Genomic DNA, 17,189 nt, shown 5'->3' with positions numbered 1-17,189 from the left:
CGGTCCTTCAGTGGCCCAGCGAGAACACCACGAGCGCCGCCGTCGCCGCCGTCTCGGCGAGTGCCCCGAACACATCCCCGGTCACCCCGCCGAACCGTCGCCTGCAGTGCCGTAGCAGCCCGTCCGTCGCGGCCTCGGCCACCACCACCGCGAGCAGCGCCCGCAGGCTGTCGCCCGGCCCGACCAGTGCCCCGGCGCCCGCCGCCAGCAGCATCACCGCGAACGTGACCACGGTCGCCCCCACCTTGGGCACCACCCCGGCCACCGCCGCCCCCAGCCCCTCCGGCCGGGCGGCGGGCACCCCCTCCACCGCGGCCAGCGTCAGCGCCAGCCTGGCCACCGTCGCCGCGACGACCGCCGCCAGGGCGCCCCGCGCCCACCCGTCGCCGTAGGCCTGGGCCAGCGCGGCCACCTGCCCGAGCAGGACGAAGACGAGCGTGATCACCCCGAACGGCCCGATGTCCGACTGCTTCATGATCCGCAGGGCGTCCTCGGCGGGCTTGCCGCTGCCCAGGCCGTCGGCGGTGTCGGCGAGGCCGTCCAGGTGCAACCCCCGGGTGAGCACGGCCGGTACGGCGACGGCGGCGACCGCGGCCACCAGCGCACTCGCCCCGAGCGCCACCAGCAGCGCACCGACCGCCCCCGCGCAGACGCCGACCGCGAGGCCGGCCAGCGGAGCGGACAGCATGCCGCCGCGGGCCGCCTCACGGTCCCAGCGGGTGACCTTCACGGGGAACACGGTGAGCGTGCCGAAGGCGAAGCGGAGGCCGTCCGGCCAGGGAGTCGCAGAGGTCGCAGCCACCGGCGCAGGTTACCCGGTGGTCAGGAAGGTCCGCGTCCCCGGCCGGACTCCCGCCGGACTCCCGGTCGGGCCACCGGTCGGGCTCCCGGCCAGGGATAAAGTGCGCACATGGGACATTGGCTGGAGCGGAACATCGTCGAGCCGGGCAAGCTCCCGCTGCTGCTGGCCCTGACCGCCTTCGTCCTGACCTTTGTGATCACACGCGTCATCACCCGGCTGATCCGCGCCGGAAAGGGCCCGTTCGGCAACGTGAAGGCGGGCGGGCTGCACATCCACCATGTGGTCCCCGGGGTCGTCCTCGTCGTCATCGGCGGCTTCGGCGCGGTCGCCAGTTCCCGCAACGGCTTCGGCGCGGCCCTCGCCGCGATCGTCTTCGGGATCGGCGCCGGGCTCGTCCTCGACGAGTTCGCGCTGATCCTGCACCTCGGCGACGTCTACTGGACCGAGGAGGGCCGCAAGAGCGTCGAGGTCGTCGTCATCACGGCCGCTCTGGTGGGGCTGTTGCTCGCCGGGTTCTCGCCGTTCGGCGTCAACGACCTCTCGGCGGACGAACTCCAGGACCGGGGGGCCGTCATCGCGAACGTCGTGGCCAACTTCGTCTTCTCCCTCGTCGCCCTGAGCAAGGGCAAGGCCCGCATCGCGATCTTCGGGGTGATCGTCCCGCTGGTCGGCCTCGTCGGCGCGGCCCGGCTGGCCCGCCCCGGCTCGGCCTGGGCCCGCCGCTTCTACGGCAACCGGCCGCGCGCCCGGGCCAGGGCAGGACTGCGCGCCTATCACCACGACCGCCGCTGGTCCCGGCTCACCCGGCCCCTTCAGGACTGGATCGGCGGCAAACCCGACCGCCCCGAACCGGTACGGCTTCCCGGCCCCGGTCCTGGCCCCGACCCCGGCCGCCGTTGACGCCGCCGGTGCCACAGCCGCATCCCCACCGGCACCGCCGCGCACAGCGCCGCCACGCCCGCGATGGCCGCCAGGTGCTCCTTGCCCGCGAGGTTGTCCTTCAGCGCCACCTCGACCGCCATCGCGGCCGCCACCGCACCGGCGGTGACGTAGGCGCCGTACCGCCAGCCCAGGTAGACCGCGAGCCCGACGACGGCGGCCGACGGCCCGGTGTCCACGACCCGGGCGTCGGAGGCCGGCAGACCCGGCGGACCGTGCGGCCCCAGCGCGATGCCGAGCCGGGCGTACAGCGTGCCGGCGAGGGTCGCCACGTACGCGACGGCCAGGGTCCGCCACCAGCCCAGGCACACCTCGGCGATGCCGAACACCACCAGGATCTGGGCCAGTGCGCCCCACACCGGAAGGTCCAGTGCCGGCACGAACAACGACAGGGGAGTACGCAGCAGGGCCGCCCACAGCGGGTCCGCGGCGCGCACCGCCCCGGCCTCCTGCACGAAGCGGTAGCCCCACGACTGGTTCTGCGCGAACTGCAGCAGCGCGGTCAGGCACACCGCCCCGGCCGTCATGGGCACCGCCCGCAGCCGGCGCTTCGCCAGCGGTCCGCGCACGGTGGCGGACAACAGCCCCCATTCGGCGCGGGCCCAGCGGGCGAGCGGCTTCATGCGGTGGTCCTCATCCGTGCGTGTCTCGTCGTGCGTCCCGGTGCGCGTCCCGTTCCGTGTCCAGGTGCCGCCGGTGCAACCACTTCGGCAGCCCCGGCGCCTCCAGGAACCCCTCCGCGCGCGCCGACGCCAGGCCGATGCGCGGCAGGTCCGCGCTCTTCTCGAAGAGCAGGAACCGGGGTTCCCAGATGGGCCGGTACTTGGCGTTGGCCCGGTACAGGGACTCGATCTGCCACCACCGGGAGAAGAAGCTCAGCAAGGATCTCCACAGCCGCAGCACCGGCCCCGCGCCGAGACGCGCACCACGTTCGAAGACCGAACGGAACATCGCGAAGTTGAGCGAAACCTGCGTGATCCGGATCTCTCCGGCACGCCGCAGCAGTTCGATGACCATGAACTCCATCAGGCCGTTGTCGGAGTCCCGGTCCCGCCGCATGAGATCGAGGGAGAGCCCGCCCGGCCCCCACGGCACGAAGGAGAGCAGGGCCCGCAACTCCCCCTCCCCGTCCGTGCACTCCAGCATCACGCACCGCCCGTCCCGGGAGTCCCCGAGCCGCCCCAGCGCCATGCTGAACCCGCGCTCGGTGGCCCCGTCCCGCCAGTCGTCGGCGCGCCGGATCAGATACGACATCTCGTCCGCCGGAATGTCCTCGTGACGGCGGATCCGCACCGCGTACCCGGCCCGCCCGACCCGGTTGTACGCCTGGCGGACGGTCCGCATCGCCCGCCCCTCCAGCGTGAACTCGGCGACCTCGACGATCGCCTCGTCACCGAGCTCCAGCGCGTCCAGCCCGTGCCGCGCGTACACGGTCCCGGCCTCCTCGCTCGCCCCCATCACCGCGGGGATCCACCCGTGCGTCCGTGCCTCGCCGAGCCACGGCACGATGGCCCCCGGCCACGCCTCCGGATCCCCGATCGGATCCCCGGAGGCCAGGCTCACCCCGCCCACCACCCGATAGGCCACCGCCGCCTTCCCGGTCGGCGACCACACCACGCTCTTCTCCCGCCGCAACGCGAAGTACCCGAGCGAGTCCCGCTCGCCGTGCCGCTCCAGCAGCACCCGCAGCTGCTTCTCGTCGTCCTCGGTGATCGGGTCGACGGCACGGCGGGAACGGAAGGCGGCGTAGAAGACGGCGAGCACGAGCAGCGTGCTGAGCACGTTGACGACGACGTTCACCCAGTTGGGCGGCGCGATGTCCGGGAACCGGGTGGGGTCGGCGGCGACCGACACCAGGCGGAGGGTGCCGTAGTGCCAGCGCTCCAGGAACGTCGAACGCCCCGCGTGCGAGGCCTGGTTGGTGACGGTGACCAGGAGAGCGGCGAGCAGCGAGGCGACGAGCCCGCCGCCCACGGCGACGGTGGCGGCGAGGCGGGGGTTGGACCGGTCGCCCTTGGCGTAGAACTCCCGCCGCCCGACGAGCAGCGCCCCCACGAACGCGGCGGTCAGCACGATCGAGATCCAGTTCTGCGCGTACCGCCGGATCTCCGGAAAGGCCATGGCGAACGCGAACAGCGCGAGGAAGAGCCCGCTCAGCACCAGGTTGAGAATCCACGCGGCCCGCTTCCGCCGCCGCATCGTGATCGCGAGGAACGCGGTGAACACACCGGAGGCGAAGCCGGCCGTCAGCAGGTACGGCGTGAAGAAGTTCTCCTGGTTGTGCCGCCGCACGTCCTGCCCCAGCGAAAGCCACACCGCGCTGAGGAAATTGACGAAGGCGACGGCCCGCAAGTACCACACAGCAAAGGCGGCGGCCCGCTCGGAAACCCCGGCACCCCGCCGCCCCGACCCACGTCCATCACACCGCTCGACGGCAATTCGGACATCTCCCATGGAGAGCGATCATATGGGCGCCCCCGCATCAAACCCCGCCGCACGCACCCTTTTTCCGCCGGGCGCATACGCGGACCGCGGGTCTCGCCGCCGCGGGTACCGGTCACACGCCGAGTGCCGCGCGACTACGGCCGATCGCGCAGTTCCCCGCGCCCCTGAAGGGGCGCTACACCCACCGGCCCCTCACCAGCTCCCCGTCTCACCGGTCCGTCTTCTTGCCGGTCTCTCTTCTCGCCGGTCCGTCTCCTCCACCGGTCCCTCTTCTCGGCCGGTTCTCTTGTGCGTCGGCCCCTTTTGTCTGCCGGTCTCTTCTGTCCGCCGCGACGGCGATCAGCCGGGACGGCGATCAGCCGGGACGGCGATCAGCCGGGACGGCGATCAGCCGGGACGGCGCATCTCGGCGGTGCCGTCCCGGACCTGACCCGCGGGCCCACTACTCCTCCGGCTTCTCCTCGGCTTCCGGCTTCTCCGGCAGCTCCGCCGCCAGTGCCGCCGCGGCCTGGACCAGCGGCAGCGCCAGCAGCGCCCCCGCCCCCTCGCCCACCGTCACGCCCTGCTCAAGGAGCGGCTCCAGGGCCATCCGGTCCAGCGCCTTCGCCTGCCCCGGCTCCCCGCTGTTGTGCCCGGCCAGCCACCAGTCCGGCGCCCGGAACGCGATCCGCTGCGCGACCAGCGCGCACGCACCCACCACCACCCCGTCCAGCACCACCGGCAGCTTCCGCACCGCCGCCTGCAGCAGGAACCCGGTCATCGCCGCGAGATCGGCCCCGCCGACCGTCGCCAGCAACTGCAACTGGTCCCCGAGCACCGGCCGCGCCCGCCGCAGCGCATCCCGGATCGCCGCACACTTCCGCATCCACGCGAGGTCGTCGATGGCGAGCCCGCCCCGCCCGGTCACCACGGACGCGTCCGTCCCGCACAGCGCGGCGACAAGGACGGAGGCCGCCGTGGTGCCGCCGACGCTGACGTCACCGAGCACCACCAGGTCGGTCCCCGAGTCGGCCTCCTCGTCGGCCAGCGCGACGCCCGCCCGGAAGGCCGCCTCGGCCTCCTCCAGGGTCAGCGCGTCCTCGATGTCGATACGGCCGCTGCCCCGCCGCACCCGATGCCGTACCACCTCCTCGGGCAACGTCTCCGGGTCGCAGTCCAGCGCCATGTCCACGATCCGCACCGGCACCCCGAGCCGCCGGGCAAGGACCGCCACGGGGCTGCCGCCCTCAAGGATCGCCCGCACCAGCAGCTCCGCGCTGCCCGCGGGCCGTGCGGAGACGCCGAGTTCGGCGATGCCGTGGTCACCGGCGAAGAGCAGGACCCGCGGCCGTTCGACCGGTCGTACCGGTACCGAACCCTGCGCGGCGGCCAGCCACTCACCCAGGTCGTCGAGGCGGCCCAGCGACCCGGGCGGCACGATCAGCCGCTCCCGGCGCGCCTCGGCGTCACGGCGCACACCGCCGTCGGGGCGCTCGATCAGATCGGTGAAGTCGTCGAGATTAAGCGAGCTCATTCGCCGAACAGTACCGGCACGGAACCAACGGTTCGGTGCCAGATCGCCACCACACCCGCACGGCGTCTTGGCACGCAAGATCGGTATCCCATACGTTCCGGTTTGCAGTGGATTGCGTTCAGGGAGCACAGGGATTACAGGGAGCCGCCCATGCCGCCGCCCACGCCCGAACTCGCCCCGGGCCCCGACCGGTTCCACGAGCCGCGCCGCGGGGACTGCCCCTGGTGCGGCTCCAGGCGCCTGCGCACCCGGCTGCGCACGCCCGACCTCCTGCACCACCGGCCCGGCACGTTCACCGTCGACGAGTGCCGGGACTGTGCTCACGCCTTCCAGAACCCCCGGCTGTCCCCGGAGGGCCTCGCCCTATACCACCGGGACTTCTACGAGGGCCGCCTGGAGGACTACACCGACCGCCTCCACACCACCCGCGCCGGCCGCCGCCGGCACCGCGCCGCCGCCCGCGTGATGCTCGCGCTGCCGGAGCCGGAGAGCTGGCTGGACGTCGGCACGGGCCACGCCCACTTCCCGCGCCAGGCGAAGGAACTCTTCACCTACACGTCCTTCGACGGCCTGGACCCGACCCTCCGCGTGGCGCGGGCCCAGGCCGAGGGCCGCGTCGAAGAGGCCCACTGCGGCTACCTGGCCGCCCCGGAGGTCCTGGCCCGCCTGCGCGGCCGCTACGACGTCGTCAGCATGTTCCACCACCTGGAACACACCCCCGACCCACGCGCCGAACTCCGCGCCGCCCTCACGGCGCTGCGCCCCGGCGGCCACGTCCTGATCGACGTCCCCAACCCGCGCAGTGCCTTCGCCAGGCTCCTCGGCAGGTGGTGGATCCCCTACGGCCAGCCCCGCCACCTGCACCTCATGCCGCTGGACAACCTCCGGGCGGAGCTGGAGTCCCAGGGCTGCGAGATTCTCGGAACCGACCGGAAATCGCCCCACCTGCCGTACGACATCTCGGCGGCGGTCGGTCTGGCCCTGGGCCAGGTGCTGCCGAAGCGGTGGCTGCGGGCGACGGCTCCGCTGATCGCCGTGACGAGCGTTGCCGACCACGCCCTGGCTCCGCTGCTGCGCCGGACGCCTTTCTCGAACTCGTACCGGATCGTCGCGAGAAAGGGGCGGTGACGGCCGTAGTCCGGCTGCGGGCCGGTGGGGGTTGCTCGCGCAGTTCCACGCGCCCCTAAAGGGGCGCTCCCCAGCCGTGTCTCATACGGCCGCGGGCGGCACCCGGCAAGCGCCGGTAAGCGTCCCTACCCTCCGGCCCCCGCCCCCCCACTACCTCAGCACCACCACCTGCCCCGCCACCACCAGCACCACCTGCTCGCACTCACCCGCGAACGCCGCGTTCAGCCGGCCCAGTTCATCCCGGTACCGCCGCCCCGACGCGGTCGCCGGAACGATTCCCGACCCCACCTCGTTCGACACGGCCACCACCGTCCGCCGCGTCGCCCGTACCGCCTCCGTCAGCTCCCGCACCCGCTCCCGCAGCGCCTTCTCCCCGCCCGCCGCCCACTCCGTGTCGTCCCACGCCCCGACGGAGTCCATCGCGTCCGTCAGCCACAGCGACAGACAGTCGATCAGTAACGGCGCCCCGTCCTGCGCCAGCAGCGGCACCAGGTCGCACGTCTCCGTCGTACGCCACGACCCCGGCCGCCGCTCGCGGTGGACGGCCACCCGCGCCGCCCACTCGGTGTCCCCGCCGCGTGAACCGCCCGTGGCGACGTACAGCACGTCGGGGAAGGACTCCAGCCGCCGTTCGGCCTCCACGGACTTCCCGGACCGCGCCCCGCCCAGCACCAGCGTCCGGCGCGGCACGTCGGGTACGTCCTCGTACACCCCGACCGTCAGGGTCGTACCGTCCGGCACCGCCCGCGCCCCGGCCGCCGCCAGCCGCCGCCGCAACTCCGCGCCGGGCGGCACGTCATGGCCGAGATGGACGGCGACGACATCAGTGGTCGGCCCGGCCGAGCCGACCGCCCGCAGCCGCGCCAGCGCGTCCGGCCGGCCGACGACGTCGAGGAGCACCAGGTCGTACGAGTCCGCGCTCCCGTTCTCCAGCCCGGCCGGCGCCCCGCCCGGCGGGAGATACAGCAGCCGTTGCCCGTCGGGGCCGGTCACCGCGTACCCGGTGCCGCCCGCGTCCATCGACACCGCCCGCACCCGATGCCCCGTCAGCAGCGCCAGCTCCCGCCCGTCCGGCACCCGGGCCGGCTGCGGCAGTGCGGCCGGCACCTCGACGGCGGGCCCGTCATGAGGATGCGACAGCAGCACCTGCCGTACACCCCCGAGGGACCGCCCGGCCCGGGCGGCCGCGAACGCCGCGCCCGGCGTCAGATCGAGCAGCAGCGTCCCGTCGACGAGCAGCGCGGTGGCCGCCCTGGCATCCTCCCCGACAGCACACGAACAGGCCGCACAGGGACAGTCCGGGCGAGGCAGCCCCGCGGGAGCACCGGTACCGAGCAATGTCACTTCCACGGACCGATTCTCACCCGTCCTGACGGTTCTCGCTTCAGCCGGCGCCCCCTGCAACGCGCCCCAAAGGGGCGCGGGGCTGTATCGATATGCGGCTCCGCCGCGTGGGCGCGCTCAGCCCCCACCGGGCCCGCACACAAGCCCACAACCAGCGGAGTTTTTGTCCGCGCCCTTATACGATGCACCAGTTGGATCAAAGGAGGCCCACATGACGGCATGGACGTGGCGGTTCGAGAAGGCCGACGGGACGGAGGTCCAGCCCGCGGTGGAACCCGAGGAGTTCACCACCCAGGGCGACGCCGAGTCCTGGATCGGCGAGCAGTGGAAGGCCCTGCTGGCCGGCGGCGCCGACCAGGTGCGGCTCTACGAGGACGCCACCGAGATCTACGGTCCGATGAGCATGCACGCCGACGAATCCTGAGACGCGCCGGTCCGGGGCGGCTCGGCTCTCCGCGGTCGCCCCGGACCGCCGTCACTGCTCGCCCAGTGTCACGTCCACCGTCCTGTCGACGCCCTCCCGGCTGTACGTCACCGTCGTCTTCTGCCCCGGCCGGTCCGAGGCGAGCGACTCGGCCAGTGAGGTGATGGTGGTGATGTCGTCGTGCCCCACCCTGGTGATGATGTCCCCGGGCCGGATGCCCGCCTTGTCGGCCGCGTCGCCCGGTTTCACGGTGACCACGGCCACCCCGGACGGCTGGTAGTTCACGTCGACGACGGTGCGCCCGGTGATGCCGAGCGCGGCCCGTCCCGAGTCGGTGACCTTGCCCTGCTTGATGATCTGGTCGGCGACCGTCGTCACCATCGACGCCGGGATGGCGAACCCGATCCCCGGTGCCGCGCTGCCGCCCAGGTTGGGGTCGCTCGCGGCGAGCGTCGGAATGCCGACGACCTGGCCGTCCAGGTTGACCAGCGCGCCGCCGCTGTTGCCGGGGTTGATGGCCGCCGAGGTCTGCACCATGTTGGGGATGGTGGCGCCCGTACCGCCGCCCGCGGTGTTCTCGCTGACGGTCCGTCCGGTCGCCGACACGATCCCCTCGGTCACGCTGGACGACAGCCCGAGCGGTGATCCCATGGCCAGTGTGATCTGCCCGACCTGGACCTTCTCGGTGTCCCCGAAGGCGGCCGCCCGCAGCCCGTCCGGGACCTTGTCGAGCCTGATGACCGCCAGGTCCTGCTGGGGGTAGGAGTACACCAGCGTCGCGGTGAGCGGTTCCTCCGTGTTGGCGGTCGTCACCTTGAACCTCTTCTCGTTCCCCACGACGTGCGCGTTGGTGACGATGTGTCCGTTGCCGTCGTAGACCACACCCGAGCCCAGGTCGCTGCTGGCCTGGATCTGCACGACCGACGGCAGGACGTCCTTGATGACCTTCTGGTACCGGTTCTGCAGATCGGTCGCCGCCATGGGGACGGCCGTCACCGGGGCGGCCCGGCCGGCCGAGGTGTCCCCGGCCGCGTCGCTCCCGAAGGCGGAACATCCGGAGACGAGAGCGAGGCAGCAGCAGCCGAGCACGGCGGCCGTACGGCGGGTCCGGCGAGCAGGGGAAGCGTCCATGCACCGAGTCTCGCCGTGGCGGTGACGCTCCGGCTCGCGCTGCTGGCCCGAACGAGGAGCGGCACCGGCCGAAGGTCAGCCGCGCACCCCGCACAGGTGCAGCAGCGCCGCGACCGCCCGGTACGGATCCGTCCGCCCGGCCCGCTCCTCCACCGCCAGCAGCGTCCGAATGTCGGGCGGTGCCCCGGCGTCGTCCGCGGCCGTGTCCGTGAACACCCGTACGCCGTACCAGGACTGCAGCGGGGCGCCGATCCCGGCGAGGGCGGCGGTGAGGGTGGCCAGCCGGTCGGCCCGGACGTCCAGGCCCAGCCGGTTGCGATAGGAGACGGTGTCGAAGGCGCCCAGGGCGCCCGCCCAGTCGCCGCTCAGCCCCGGCCGCATGGCCAGCGCGTCGGCGTTGCGCACCAGCAGCGACAGCAGCCCGCCCGGGGCCAGCATCCGGGCCAGCCCGGCGAGCAGCGCGTCCGGCTCCTCGACGTACATCAGCACCCCGTGGCACAGGACCACGTCGAAGCTGCCCGGCAGGAAGTGGACACCCGTGTCCCGCCCGTCCCCCTCGACGATCCGCACCCGTTCGCGGATGCCCTCCGGCTCACCGGCCAGGGCCTCCCGTGCGGCCGCGACCATCGTCGGTTCCCGCTCGACACCGGTCACCTGATGACCGGCCCGGGCCAGCCGCAGCGCCTGCGTGCCCTGGCCCATGCCCACGTCGAGCACGCGCAGCCGCTGCCCGACCGGGAACCGCCCGGCTATCTGCTCGTCGAGCTGGCGGGCCACCAGCTCCTGTCGTACGACATCACGCAGCCCGCCCAGCTTGGTCAGCCAGGCCTTCGCCGCACCCCCGGAGAAAGGCTCTGTGCTCAGGGCCGCTCTCCGCGCTTGACCTGCGGCTTGGGCAGCCGGAGCCGGCGCATCTGGAGAGAGCGGAACAGACCGTAGGTGACGGCGCCCTTGCGGTTCTGGTCCGGGAAGCGCTCGGCGAGGCGCTTGCGCAGCCGGAAGCCGCTGACGGCCGCGTCGAGCACGATGAGCACGATCACGACCAGCCACAGCAGCAGCGCGATGTTCTTGATCGCCGCGTTGTTGACCACACTCATGACCAGGATGACCACGGCCAGCGGCAGGAAGAACTCCGCCACGTTGATGCGCGAGTCGATCCAGTCGCGGGCGAACCTGCGGACCGGGCCCTTGTCACGGGCCGGCAGGTACCGCTCGTCGCCGGTGGCCAGCGCCTGGCGCTGCCGCTCCATGGCGGTGCGCCGCTCGTCGCGCTGACGCTTGGCGGCGTCCTTGCGCGTGATCGGCGTGTTGGCCACACTGCGCCGCTGGGTCTGGGCCTCACTGCGCTTGGGCGTGGGCCTGCCCTTGGGGGCCTGCGGGTCACGGGTCTGCTTGGAGTCGGTCACGCCCGCCTTGTCGGCGGTGGCCTTCTCATCCTTGGCACGGCTACGGAACACAAAACCCAAGGGTACGGGGTGGTGGGGTGTGGGCCCTAGTCCGGCGGGGAACGATCCCGCAACGCCAGACGTCTCCATGGGGGACAGAGGGGACGTTGCAGACGGTTCGCTCAGGGGGACACCTACTACCTGTGCCGGAGCGGAGCAGTCCGTAGTCGTCCTTGGGGATGAGCGCATCGGTCCCCGAACAGTGCGGTAATGGAGGCAGGGCCCGTACTGTGGGTTCTGTCGCAGGATCTGTGAGCTGGAGTCCGTCAGAAGGGGGCGCGCGAAGCCCATGAGCGGTGTCATGAAGCGTATGGGGATGATCTTCCGCGCGAAGGCGAACAAGGCCCTGGACAGGGCCGAGGACCCGCGCGAGACCCTCGACTACTCGTACCAGAAGCAGCTCGAACTGCTTCAGAAGGTGCGCCGCGGGGTGGCCGACGTCGCCACCTCCCGCAAGCGCCTCGAACTCCAGCTGAACCAGCTCCAGCAGCAGTCCACCAAGCTGGAGGACCAGGGCCGCAAGGCGCTCGCCCTCGGCCGCGAGGACCTCGCCCGCGAGGCGCTCTCCCGCCGCGCCGCCCTCCAGCAGCAGGTCACCGACCTGGAGACGCAGCACGCCACCCTTCAGGGCGAGGAGGAGAAGCTCACCCTCGCGGCCCAGCGCCTGCAGGCCAAGGTGGACGCCTTCCGCACCAAGAAGGAGACCATCAAGGCCACCTACACCGCCGCCCAGGCCCAGACCCGCATCGGCGAGGCCTTCACCGGCATCTCCGAGGAGATGGGCGACGTCGGCCTCGCCATCCAGCGCGCCGAGGACAAGACGCAGCAGCTCCAGGCCCGCGCCGGCGCCATCGACGAACTGCTCGCCTCCGGCGCCCTCGACGACCCGACCGGCACGGCCAAGGACGACATCGCCGCCGAGCTGGACCGCCTCTCCGGTGGTACGGATGTGGAGCTGGAGCTGCAGCGCATGAAGGCCGAGCTCGCCGGCGGTTCGCCCCAGCAGGCGATCGAGGGCGGCACCGGCCAGGGCCAGCAGGCGCAGCAGCCGCAGGACACCCCGCGCTTCGACAAGCAGTAGCCGACGCCTGGAGGGCGACATGGCCGACATGGTCGTGAGGATCATGGGGGAGGGCCAGGTGAGGCTGGCCGACAGCCACCTCACCGAACTGAACAAGCTGGACGACGAGCTCCTCGCGGAGACGGAGTCCGGCGACGAGGCAGCCTTCCGCCACACCCTGGGCGCCCTCCTGGACAAGGTCCGGGAACTGGGCGCCCCGCTCCCGGACGACGCCCTGGAACCCTCCGACCTGATCCTCCCGTCCCCGGACGCGACCCTGGAGGAGGTCAGGGCACTGCTGAGGGACGACGGTCTCATTCCGGGCTGACGGTTGGAAAACAGCCCGTCCGGCGTTCGAGGACGAGGCCGTTCAGGCCGAAGCGGGGGTCTGGGGGCGGCAGCCCCCAGAGACGTACTGTTCACACTGTGAGCCCATTCGAGAGAGCCCGCTGCAGAGCCGGCGCCCATCCACTCGCCGTGGACGCGGTCATCGCCGCGGGCGCCCTCGTCTGCATGGTCGTGAGCTCTTTCGCCGCCCCGCACGGCACGCACGGCGTCGCCTGGGGCATCCGCACCCCGGAACCCCTCAGCCTGCTCCTGATGACGCTCGCCGCCGCGGCCCTGGTCTTCCGCCGGCAGGCCCCGAAGACCGTCCTGGCCGTCACCGGCGCCGCCTCCGTCGTGGAGTGCGTCACCGGCGACCCCCGCGCCCCCGTCGCGATGGCGGCCGTGATCGCCCTGTTCACCGTCGCCGTCACCACCGACCGCCGCACCACCCTGCGGGCCGGCCTGCTCACCATGACCGTGCTGACCACCGCCGCGATGGCCGCGGGCCCCCTGCCGTGGTACGCCCAGGAGAACCTCGCGATCTTCGCCTGGACCGGCATCGGCGCCACCGCCGGGGACGCGGTCCGCAGCAGAAAGGCCGTCGTCCAGGCCATCCGCGAGCGTGCCGAGCGCGCCGAGCGGACCCGGGAGGAGGAGGCCCGCCGCCGGGTCGCCGAGGAGCGCCTGCGGATCGCCCGTGACCTGCACGACGTCGTCGCCCACCACATCGCCCTGGTCAATGTGCAGGCCGGGGTCGCCGCGCACGTCATGGACAAGCGGCCCGACCAGGCCAAGGAGGCCCTCGCCCACGTCCGCGAGGCCAGCCGCTCCGCGCTGAACGAACTGCGTGCCACCGTCGGCCTGCTCCGCCAGTCCGGCGACCCCGAGGCGCCGACCGAGCCCGCCCCCGGCCTGCACCTCCTGGAAGAGCTCGCCGACACCTTCCGCAACGCCGGCCTCCAGGTCGAGGTCGCCCGCGCGGACCAGGGCACCACCCCGCCCGCTGCCGTCGACCTGGCCGCCTACCGGATCATCCAGGAGGCCCTGACCAACGTGCAGAAGCACGCCGGACCCGACGCCAAGGCCGAGGTGAGCGTCGTACGCGTCGGACCGCACATCGAGGTCACCGTCCTCGACAACGGCTCCGGCGAGGACACCGCCCCCGAGGCCGGCGGCGGCCACGGCCTGCTCGGCATGCGCGAGCGCGTCACCGCCCTGCGCGGCACCCTCACCACCGGCCCCCGCTACGGCGGCGGCTTCCGCGTCCATGCGATCCTGCCGGTCAAGACCGACACCGACGACCGTACGAGCGGTCGTACGAAGGACCGTTCGGCCGCCCTGGGGGATTCCGTATGACGATCCGTGTCCTGCTCGCCGACGACCAGGCACTGCTGCGCAGCGCGTTCCGGGTGCTCGTCGACTCCGAGCCCGACATGGAGGTGGTCGGCGAGGCCTCCGACGGCGCCGAGGCGGTGCGGCTCGCCAAGGAGCGGGAGGTCGACGTCGTCCTGATGGACATCCGGATGCCGGGCACCGACGGACTGGCCGCCACCCGGCTCATCGGCGCCGACCCCTCCCTCGCCCACGTCCGCGTCGTGATCCTCACGACCTTCGAGGTCGACGACTACGTCGTCCAGGCGCTGCGCGCGGGCGCCTCCGGCTTCCTGGGCAAGGGCAGCGAACCCGAGGAACTCCTGAGCGCCATCCGCCTCGCCGCCGGCGGCGAGGCGCTGCTCTCCCCGACGGCCACCAAAGGCCTGATCGCCCGCTTCCTCGCCCAGGGCGACCTCGGTGACGACGGCCGCGACCCGGCCCGCACCGATCGGCTCGACGCGCTCACCTCACGGGAGCGCGAGGTCCTGGTCCAGGTCGCCGGCGGGCACTCCAACGACGAGATCGCCGAACGCCTGGAGGTCAGCCCGCTGACCGTGAAGACCCACGTCAACCGGGCCATGGCCAAGCTGGGCGCCCGGGACCGGGCGCAACTCGTGGTGATCGCGTACGAGTCGGGGCTGGTGCGCCCCAGGACGGACTGACCCCCACCCGGGTCTCCTACTCCAGGAGCAGGACCGGGGCGCGGAATGGCTACCGGGGGGCCGACCCGGAATGGCCAGGGGACCGACAGAGCAGAACCCGCGGACGGGCCAGAGTCGTCGTGGGCGGCACGCCGCCGCCCTGCCGCTACCGGAGAGGGACCCGGGAAGCGGGCGGCGAGGACGGGCCGGGGTTCCGCGGAGTCCGCCCCGGCGCCCGAGGAGCCGCAGCACGCGGCCATGTGACGGTCCCGCGAACGGCGGCCGGTTCCCGGAACACCTCCGGGAACCGGCCGCCCGTGCCTGGCCGTTCCGTATGCTGACGCCGCGAACTGCCGGTCGGCGAAGGGGAGTTTGGGAGTGCCGCTGCACAAGGACGACCCGCGGTCCCTCGGCGGCTACAAGCTGGCCGACCGGCTGGGGGCCGGCGGGATGGGCATCGTCTACCGGGGCCGGTCGCGCTCCGGGCGCGAGGTCGCCGTCAAGGTGGTGCACGCCCAGTACGCCGAGGACCCCGTCTTCCGGGCCCGGTTCCGGCAGGAGATCGAGTCCGCCCGCCGGGTGAGCGGTGCCTTCACCGCCCCCGTCCTGGACGCCGACCCGGACGCGGCGACGCCCTGGATGGCCACCCAGTACGTGCCCGGCCCCTCTCTCGCCGCCCGCATCCGGTCCCAGGGCGCGCTCCGCGTCACCGAACTCCGGCCGCTGGCCCTCGGTTTGGTGGAGGCGCTGCGGGACATCCACCGGGCCGGGGTGGTGCACCGCGACCTGAAACCGGCCAACGTCCTGATCGCCGAGGACGGCCCCCGCGTCATCGACTTCGGCATCTCCCGGGCCGCCGAGAACCACAACACCCTCACCGAGACCGGGCAGATGGTCGGCACGCCGCCGTTCATGTCCCCGGAACAGTTCACGGACGCCCGTACCGTCGGCCCCGCCTCCGACGTCTTCTCGCTCGGGGCGCTGCTGGTGTACTGCGTCACCGGACGCGGCCCCTTCGACGCCGACAGCCCCTATCTGACCGGCTACCGGGTGGTCCACAACCAGCCCGTCCTGGACGGGGTCACCGGCCCGCTGCGCACGGTCCTGGAGCGCTGCCTGGCCAAGGACCCCGCCGACCGGCCCGGACTCGACGACCTGGCCCGGGAGTTCGCGGCGGCCCTGCCGGAGCCGGAGTCCGCCGAACCGCAGACGATGACCCTGCGCCTGCCCTCCGCGCGGCCCGGCCATGCCCCGGCCCCCCAAGTCACCACCCCGCCGGTCACCGGCCGCCGCCCCCGTCGGCGCACCCCCCGCCTGCTGCTGGCCGCGGCCGTGGTGACCGCCCTGGCCCTGACCGGCTACTCCCTGCTGGGCCCCTGGAACGGCGACAGCGAGGCACGCACCGGCTCCTCGGCGTCCCCCGGATCCCGCTGGGGCACCCTCCCCACCGGCTGGAAGCCCTGGCAGACAACGGTGTCCGCGACCGCCGAGCACGGGGTGAAGAAGGCACCGGGCTACGAGGGCGACACCTCGCCCTCCTGCGTGTCGGACGGCTCATCCGTCTACTGCGGCGGCACCTCCCTGCTCCCGACCCGGGTCGACGCCACCACCGGCCGGACCCTCTGGCGCTCCGGCATAGCGCCCGCGGGCGTACCGGCCGACCGCTTCATCACGACCGTCCTCGGCGTGGACGGCGGCCTGGTCCTCGTCGAACTCCAGATCACCGACGGCGGCGGCCTGGGAAAGGCCCAGTCCGTCCTCGCGCTCGACGCCGCGGGCGGCACCGAGGTGTGGTCCCACGCGGTACGCACCGACAGCCTGGGCTCGGCCTACGGGGACGGGGTGACCCTGACCCAGGAGGGCGACGGCTCCACGGTCACCGTCCGCTCGGCGTCGGACGGCACCGTGCGCGGGACCGTGCCGGTGCCCGCCGGCTACCTCTGCTCGCCGCTCGCCGCGGACGGCTACCCCTACGTGGAGTGCAGCGACCAGGACGGCTCGAACGCCACGAAGTTCTTCGTCATCGACCCCGGCACCGGATCGGCCCGCACCCTGAACTCGCCCGCCCGGACGGGCAGTTTCGTCGGCACGCTCTCCGGACAGCTGCTCTTCCTGGAGTCGGACGACCAGGACGTCGACAACGGCCCCGACCTGATCTACACCCGCATCGTCCGCGTCGACCCCGACGCCGGCACGATCACCGTGACAAAACTGCCCGAGCACTACCGGGGCGGGCTGCCCACCCTGGCCCACGGCACGCTCTACCTCGCCACCTCCAGCGGCCTGGTCACCGCCTTCTCCCCGACGACGGGCGCCCGGCTGTGGAACAGCCACACCACCCTGGAGTCGCCGGGCCAGGCCTCGGTGGACGCGCAGGGGCGCACGGTGTACATGGCAGGCATGAGCGGACGGGTGGTCGCGCTCGACGCGGCGAAGGGCACCGTCCTGTGGGAGTCCTCCGCCCGCGCCGAGGTACTCGGCAACAGCGGCCTGCTGCCGACCGTCTGGTTCAACCGCGGCGCCCTGGTCCTGTCGACCTCAGACGGCACGATCTTCACGCTCGACCCGGCGCACCCCGAGCGCAAAGCGGTCGACTCGGGGTGACACACGGGCCGT

16 protein-coding genes are annotated in these 17,189 nt (G+C 72.9%); 8 read left to right on the top strand and 8 right to left on the bottom strand.

Annotated features, from left to right (window positions below):
• Positions 1 to 7 precede the first annotated feature (7 nt).
• Positions 8 to 802, bottom strand: coding sequence for an adenosylcobinamide-GDP ribazoletransferase (locus tag KVT45_RS02245; RefSeq protein ID WP_217544715.1), 795 nt, complete (start codon positions 800 to 802; stop codon positions 8 to 10).
• Between the two features lie 108 nt (positions 803 to 910).
• Between KVT45_RS02245 and KVT45_RS02240 the strand changes: the two genes are divergently transcribed.
• Positions 911 to 1,702 carry a hypothetical protein gene (locus tag KVT45_RS02240; RefSeq protein ID WP_217544714.1) on the top strand — a complete coding sequence of 264 codons (792 nt, stop codon included), beginning with the start codon at positions 911 to 913 and terminating at the stop codon, positions 1,700 to 1,702.
• Here KVT45_RS02240 and KVT45_RS02235 read toward each other — a convergent pair.
• From KVT45_RS02235 to cobT, 3 genes are all read right to left on the bottom strand, one after another.
• Positions 1,615 to 2,364 (bottom strand): hypothetical protein, encoded by a 750-nt coding sequence (locus KVT45_RS02235; protein ID WP_217544713.1) that lies wholly within the window; start codon positions 2,362 to 2,364, stop codon positions 1,615 to 1,617. The genes KVT45_RS02240 and KVT45_RS02235 overlap by 88 nt on opposite strands.
• Positions 2,365 to 2,374: 10 nt before the next feature.
• Positions 2,375 to 4,195: a phosphatidylglycerol lysyltransferase domain-containing protein gene (locus KVT45_RS02230; protein WP_217544712.1), complete on the bottom strand. Its 1,821-nt coding sequence runs from the start codon at positions 4,193 to 4,195 to the stop codon at positions 2,375 to 2,377.
• 433 nt (positions 4,196 to 4,628) lie between these two features.
• Positions 4,629 to 5,699 (bottom strand): nicotinate-nucleotide--dimethylbenzimidazole phosphoribosyltransferase, encoded by a 1,071-nt coding sequence (gene cobT, locus KVT45_RS02225; RefSeq protein ID WP_217544711.1) that lies wholly within the window; start codon positions 5,697 to 5,699, stop codon positions 4,629 to 4,631.
• Between the two features lie 150 nt (positions 5,700 to 5,849).
• On the opposite strand from cobT, the gene KVT45_RS02220 reads away from it, so the two are divergent.
• Positions 5,850 to 6,827, top strand: a complete 978-nt coding sequence (locus KVT45_RS02220) for a class I SAM-dependent methyltransferase (protein ID WP_217544710.1) — start codon at positions 5,850 to 5,852, stop codon at positions 6,825 to 6,827.
• Between the two features lie 150 nt (positions 6,828 to 6,977).
• Here KVT45_RS02220 and KVT45_RS02215 read toward each other — a convergent pair whose 3' ends face one another.
• Entirely contained in the window at positions 6,978 to 8,177 is a 1,200-nt protein-coding gene (locus tag KVT45_RS02215; protein WP_217544709.1) for a bifunctional adenosylcobinamide kinase/adenosylcobinamide-phosphate guanylyltransferase, read from the bottom strand.
• A 205-nt stretch (positions 8,178 to 8,382) separates the two neighbouring features.
• On the opposite strand from KVT45_RS02215, the gene KVT45_RS02210 reads away from it, so the two are divergent.
• Positions 8,383 to 8,595 carry a hypothetical protein gene (locus tag KVT45_RS02210; RefSeq protein ID WP_217544708.1) on the top strand — a complete coding sequence of 71 codons (213 nt, stop codon included), beginning with the start codon at positions 8,383 to 8,385 and terminating at the stop codon, positions 8,593 to 8,595.
• 51 nt (positions 8,596 to 8,646) lie between these two features.
• Here KVT45_RS02210 and KVT45_RS02205 read toward each other — a convergent pair whose 3' ends face one another.
• From KVT45_RS02205 to KVT45_RS02195, 3 genes are all read right to left on the bottom strand, one after another.
• Positions 8,647 to 9,726: a S1C family serine protease gene (locus KVT45_RS02205; protein WP_217544707.1), complete on the bottom strand. Its 1,080-nt coding sequence runs from the start codon at positions 9,724 to 9,726 to the stop codon at positions 8,647 to 8,649.
• Positions 9,727 to 9,801: 75 nt separating this feature from the next.
• Complete coding sequence (locus KVT45_RS02200) at positions 9,802 to 10,503, bottom strand: bifunctional 2-polyprenyl-6-hydroxyphenol methylase/3-demethylubiquinol 3-O-methyltransferase UbiG (RefSeq protein ID WP_217544706.1); 702 nt, start codon at positions 10,501 to 10,503, stop codon at positions 9,802 to 9,804.
• Positions 10,504 to 10,586: 83 nt separating this feature from the next.
• Entirely contained in the window at positions 10,587 to 11,261 is a 675-nt protein-coding gene (locus KVT45_RS02195) for a DUF3043 domain-containing protein (RefSeq protein ID WP_217544705.1), read from the bottom strand.
• A 199-nt stretch (positions 11,262 to 11,460) separates the two neighbouring features.
• On the opposite strand from KVT45_RS02195, the gene KVT45_RS02190 reads away from it, so the two are divergent.
• From KVT45_RS02190 to KVT45_RS02170, 5 genes are all read left to right on the top strand, one after another.
• Entirely contained in the window at positions 11,461 to 12,252 is a 792-nt protein-coding gene (locus tag KVT45_RS02190; protein WP_217544703.1) for a PspA/IM30 family protein, read from the top strand.
• A gap of 28 nt (positions 12,253 to 12,280) precedes the next feature.
• Complete coding sequence (locus tag KVT45_RS02185) at positions 12,281 to 12,559, top strand: hypothetical protein (protein ID WP_089101626.1); 279 nt, start codon at positions 12,281 to 12,283, stop codon at positions 12,557 to 12,559.
• A 98-nt stretch (positions 12,560 to 12,657) separates the two neighbouring features.
• Positions 12,658 to 13,914, top strand: coding sequence for a sensor histidine kinase (locus tag KVT45_RS02180; protein ID WP_217544702.1), 1,257 nt, complete (start codon positions 12,658 to 12,660; stop codon positions 13,912 to 13,914).
• Complete coding sequence (locus KVT45_RS02175) at positions 13,911 to 14,594, top strand: response regulator transcription factor (RefSeq protein WP_217544700.1); 684 nt, start codon at positions 13,911 to 13,913, stop codon at positions 14,592 to 14,594. The genes KVT45_RS02180 and KVT45_RS02175 overlap by 4 nt, the downstream gene beginning before the upstream one ends.
• A 357-nt stretch (positions 14,595 to 14,951) precedes the next feature.
• Entirely contained in the window at positions 14,952 to 17,177 is a 2,226-nt protein-coding gene (locus KVT45_RS02170; RefSeq protein ID WP_217544698.1) for a protein kinase, read from the top strand.
• Positions 17,178 to 17,189 lie beyond the last annotated feature (12 nt).

This window comes from Streptomyces sp. GbtcB6 (assembly GCF_019091475.1).
Classification (GTDB): Bacteria; Actinomycetota; Actinomycetes; order Streptomycetales; family Streptomycetaceae; genus Streptomyces; species Streptomyces hyaluromycini.
The sequence above is the reverse complement of the archived record's forward strand: the minus strand, read 5'-3'. Positions and strand labels throughout refer to the sequence as shown.

Excerpts from the sequence above, each read along its gene's own strand:
- KVT45_RS02175 (WP_217544700.1), top strand. The coding sequence starts at position 13,911 with ATGACGATCCGTGTCCTGCTCGCCGACGACCAGGCACTGCTGCGCAGC.
- KVT45_RS02230 (WP_217544712.1), bottom strand. The coding sequence starts at position 4,195 with ATGGGAGATGTCCGAATTGCCGTCGAGCGGTGTGATGGACGTGGGTCG.
- KVT45_RS02205 (WP_217544707.1), bottom strand. The coding sequence starts at position 9,726 with ATGGACGCTTCCCCTGCTCGCCGGACCCGCCGTACGGCCGCCGTGCTC.
- KVT45_RS02235 (WP_217544713.1), bottom strand. The coding sequence starts at position 2,364 with ATGAAGCCGCTCGCCCGCTGGGCCCGCGCCGAATGGGGGCTGTTGTCC.
- KVT45_RS02210 (WP_217544708.1), top strand. The coding sequence starts at position 8,383 with ATGACGGCATGGACGTGGCGGTTCGAGAAGGCCGACGGGACGGAGGTC.
- KVT45_RS02240 (WP_217544714.1), top strand. The coding sequence starts at position 911 with ATGGGACATTGGCTGGAGCGGAACATCGTCGAGCCGGGCAAGCTCCCG.
- KVT45_RS02220 (WP_217544710.1), top strand. The coding sequence starts at position 5,850 with ATGCCGCCGCCCACGCCCGAACTCGCCCCGGGCCCCGACCGGTTCCAC.
- KVT45_RS02185 (WP_089101626.1), top strand. The coding sequence starts at position 12,281 with ATGGTCGTGAGGATCATGGGGGAGGGCCAGGTGAGGCTGGCCGACAGC.
- cobT (WP_217544711.1), bottom strand. The coding sequence starts at position 5,699 with ATGAGCTCGCTTAATCTCGACGACTTCACCGATCTGATCGAGCGCCCC.
- KVT45_RS02195 (WP_217544705.1), bottom strand. The coding sequence starts at position 11,261 with ATGGAGACGTCTGGCGTTGCGGGATCGTTCCCCGCCGGACTAGGGCCC.
- KVT45_RS02190 (WP_217544703.1), top strand. The coding sequence starts at position 11,461 with ATGAGCGGTGTCATGAAGCGTATGGGGATGATCTTCCGCGCGAAGGCG.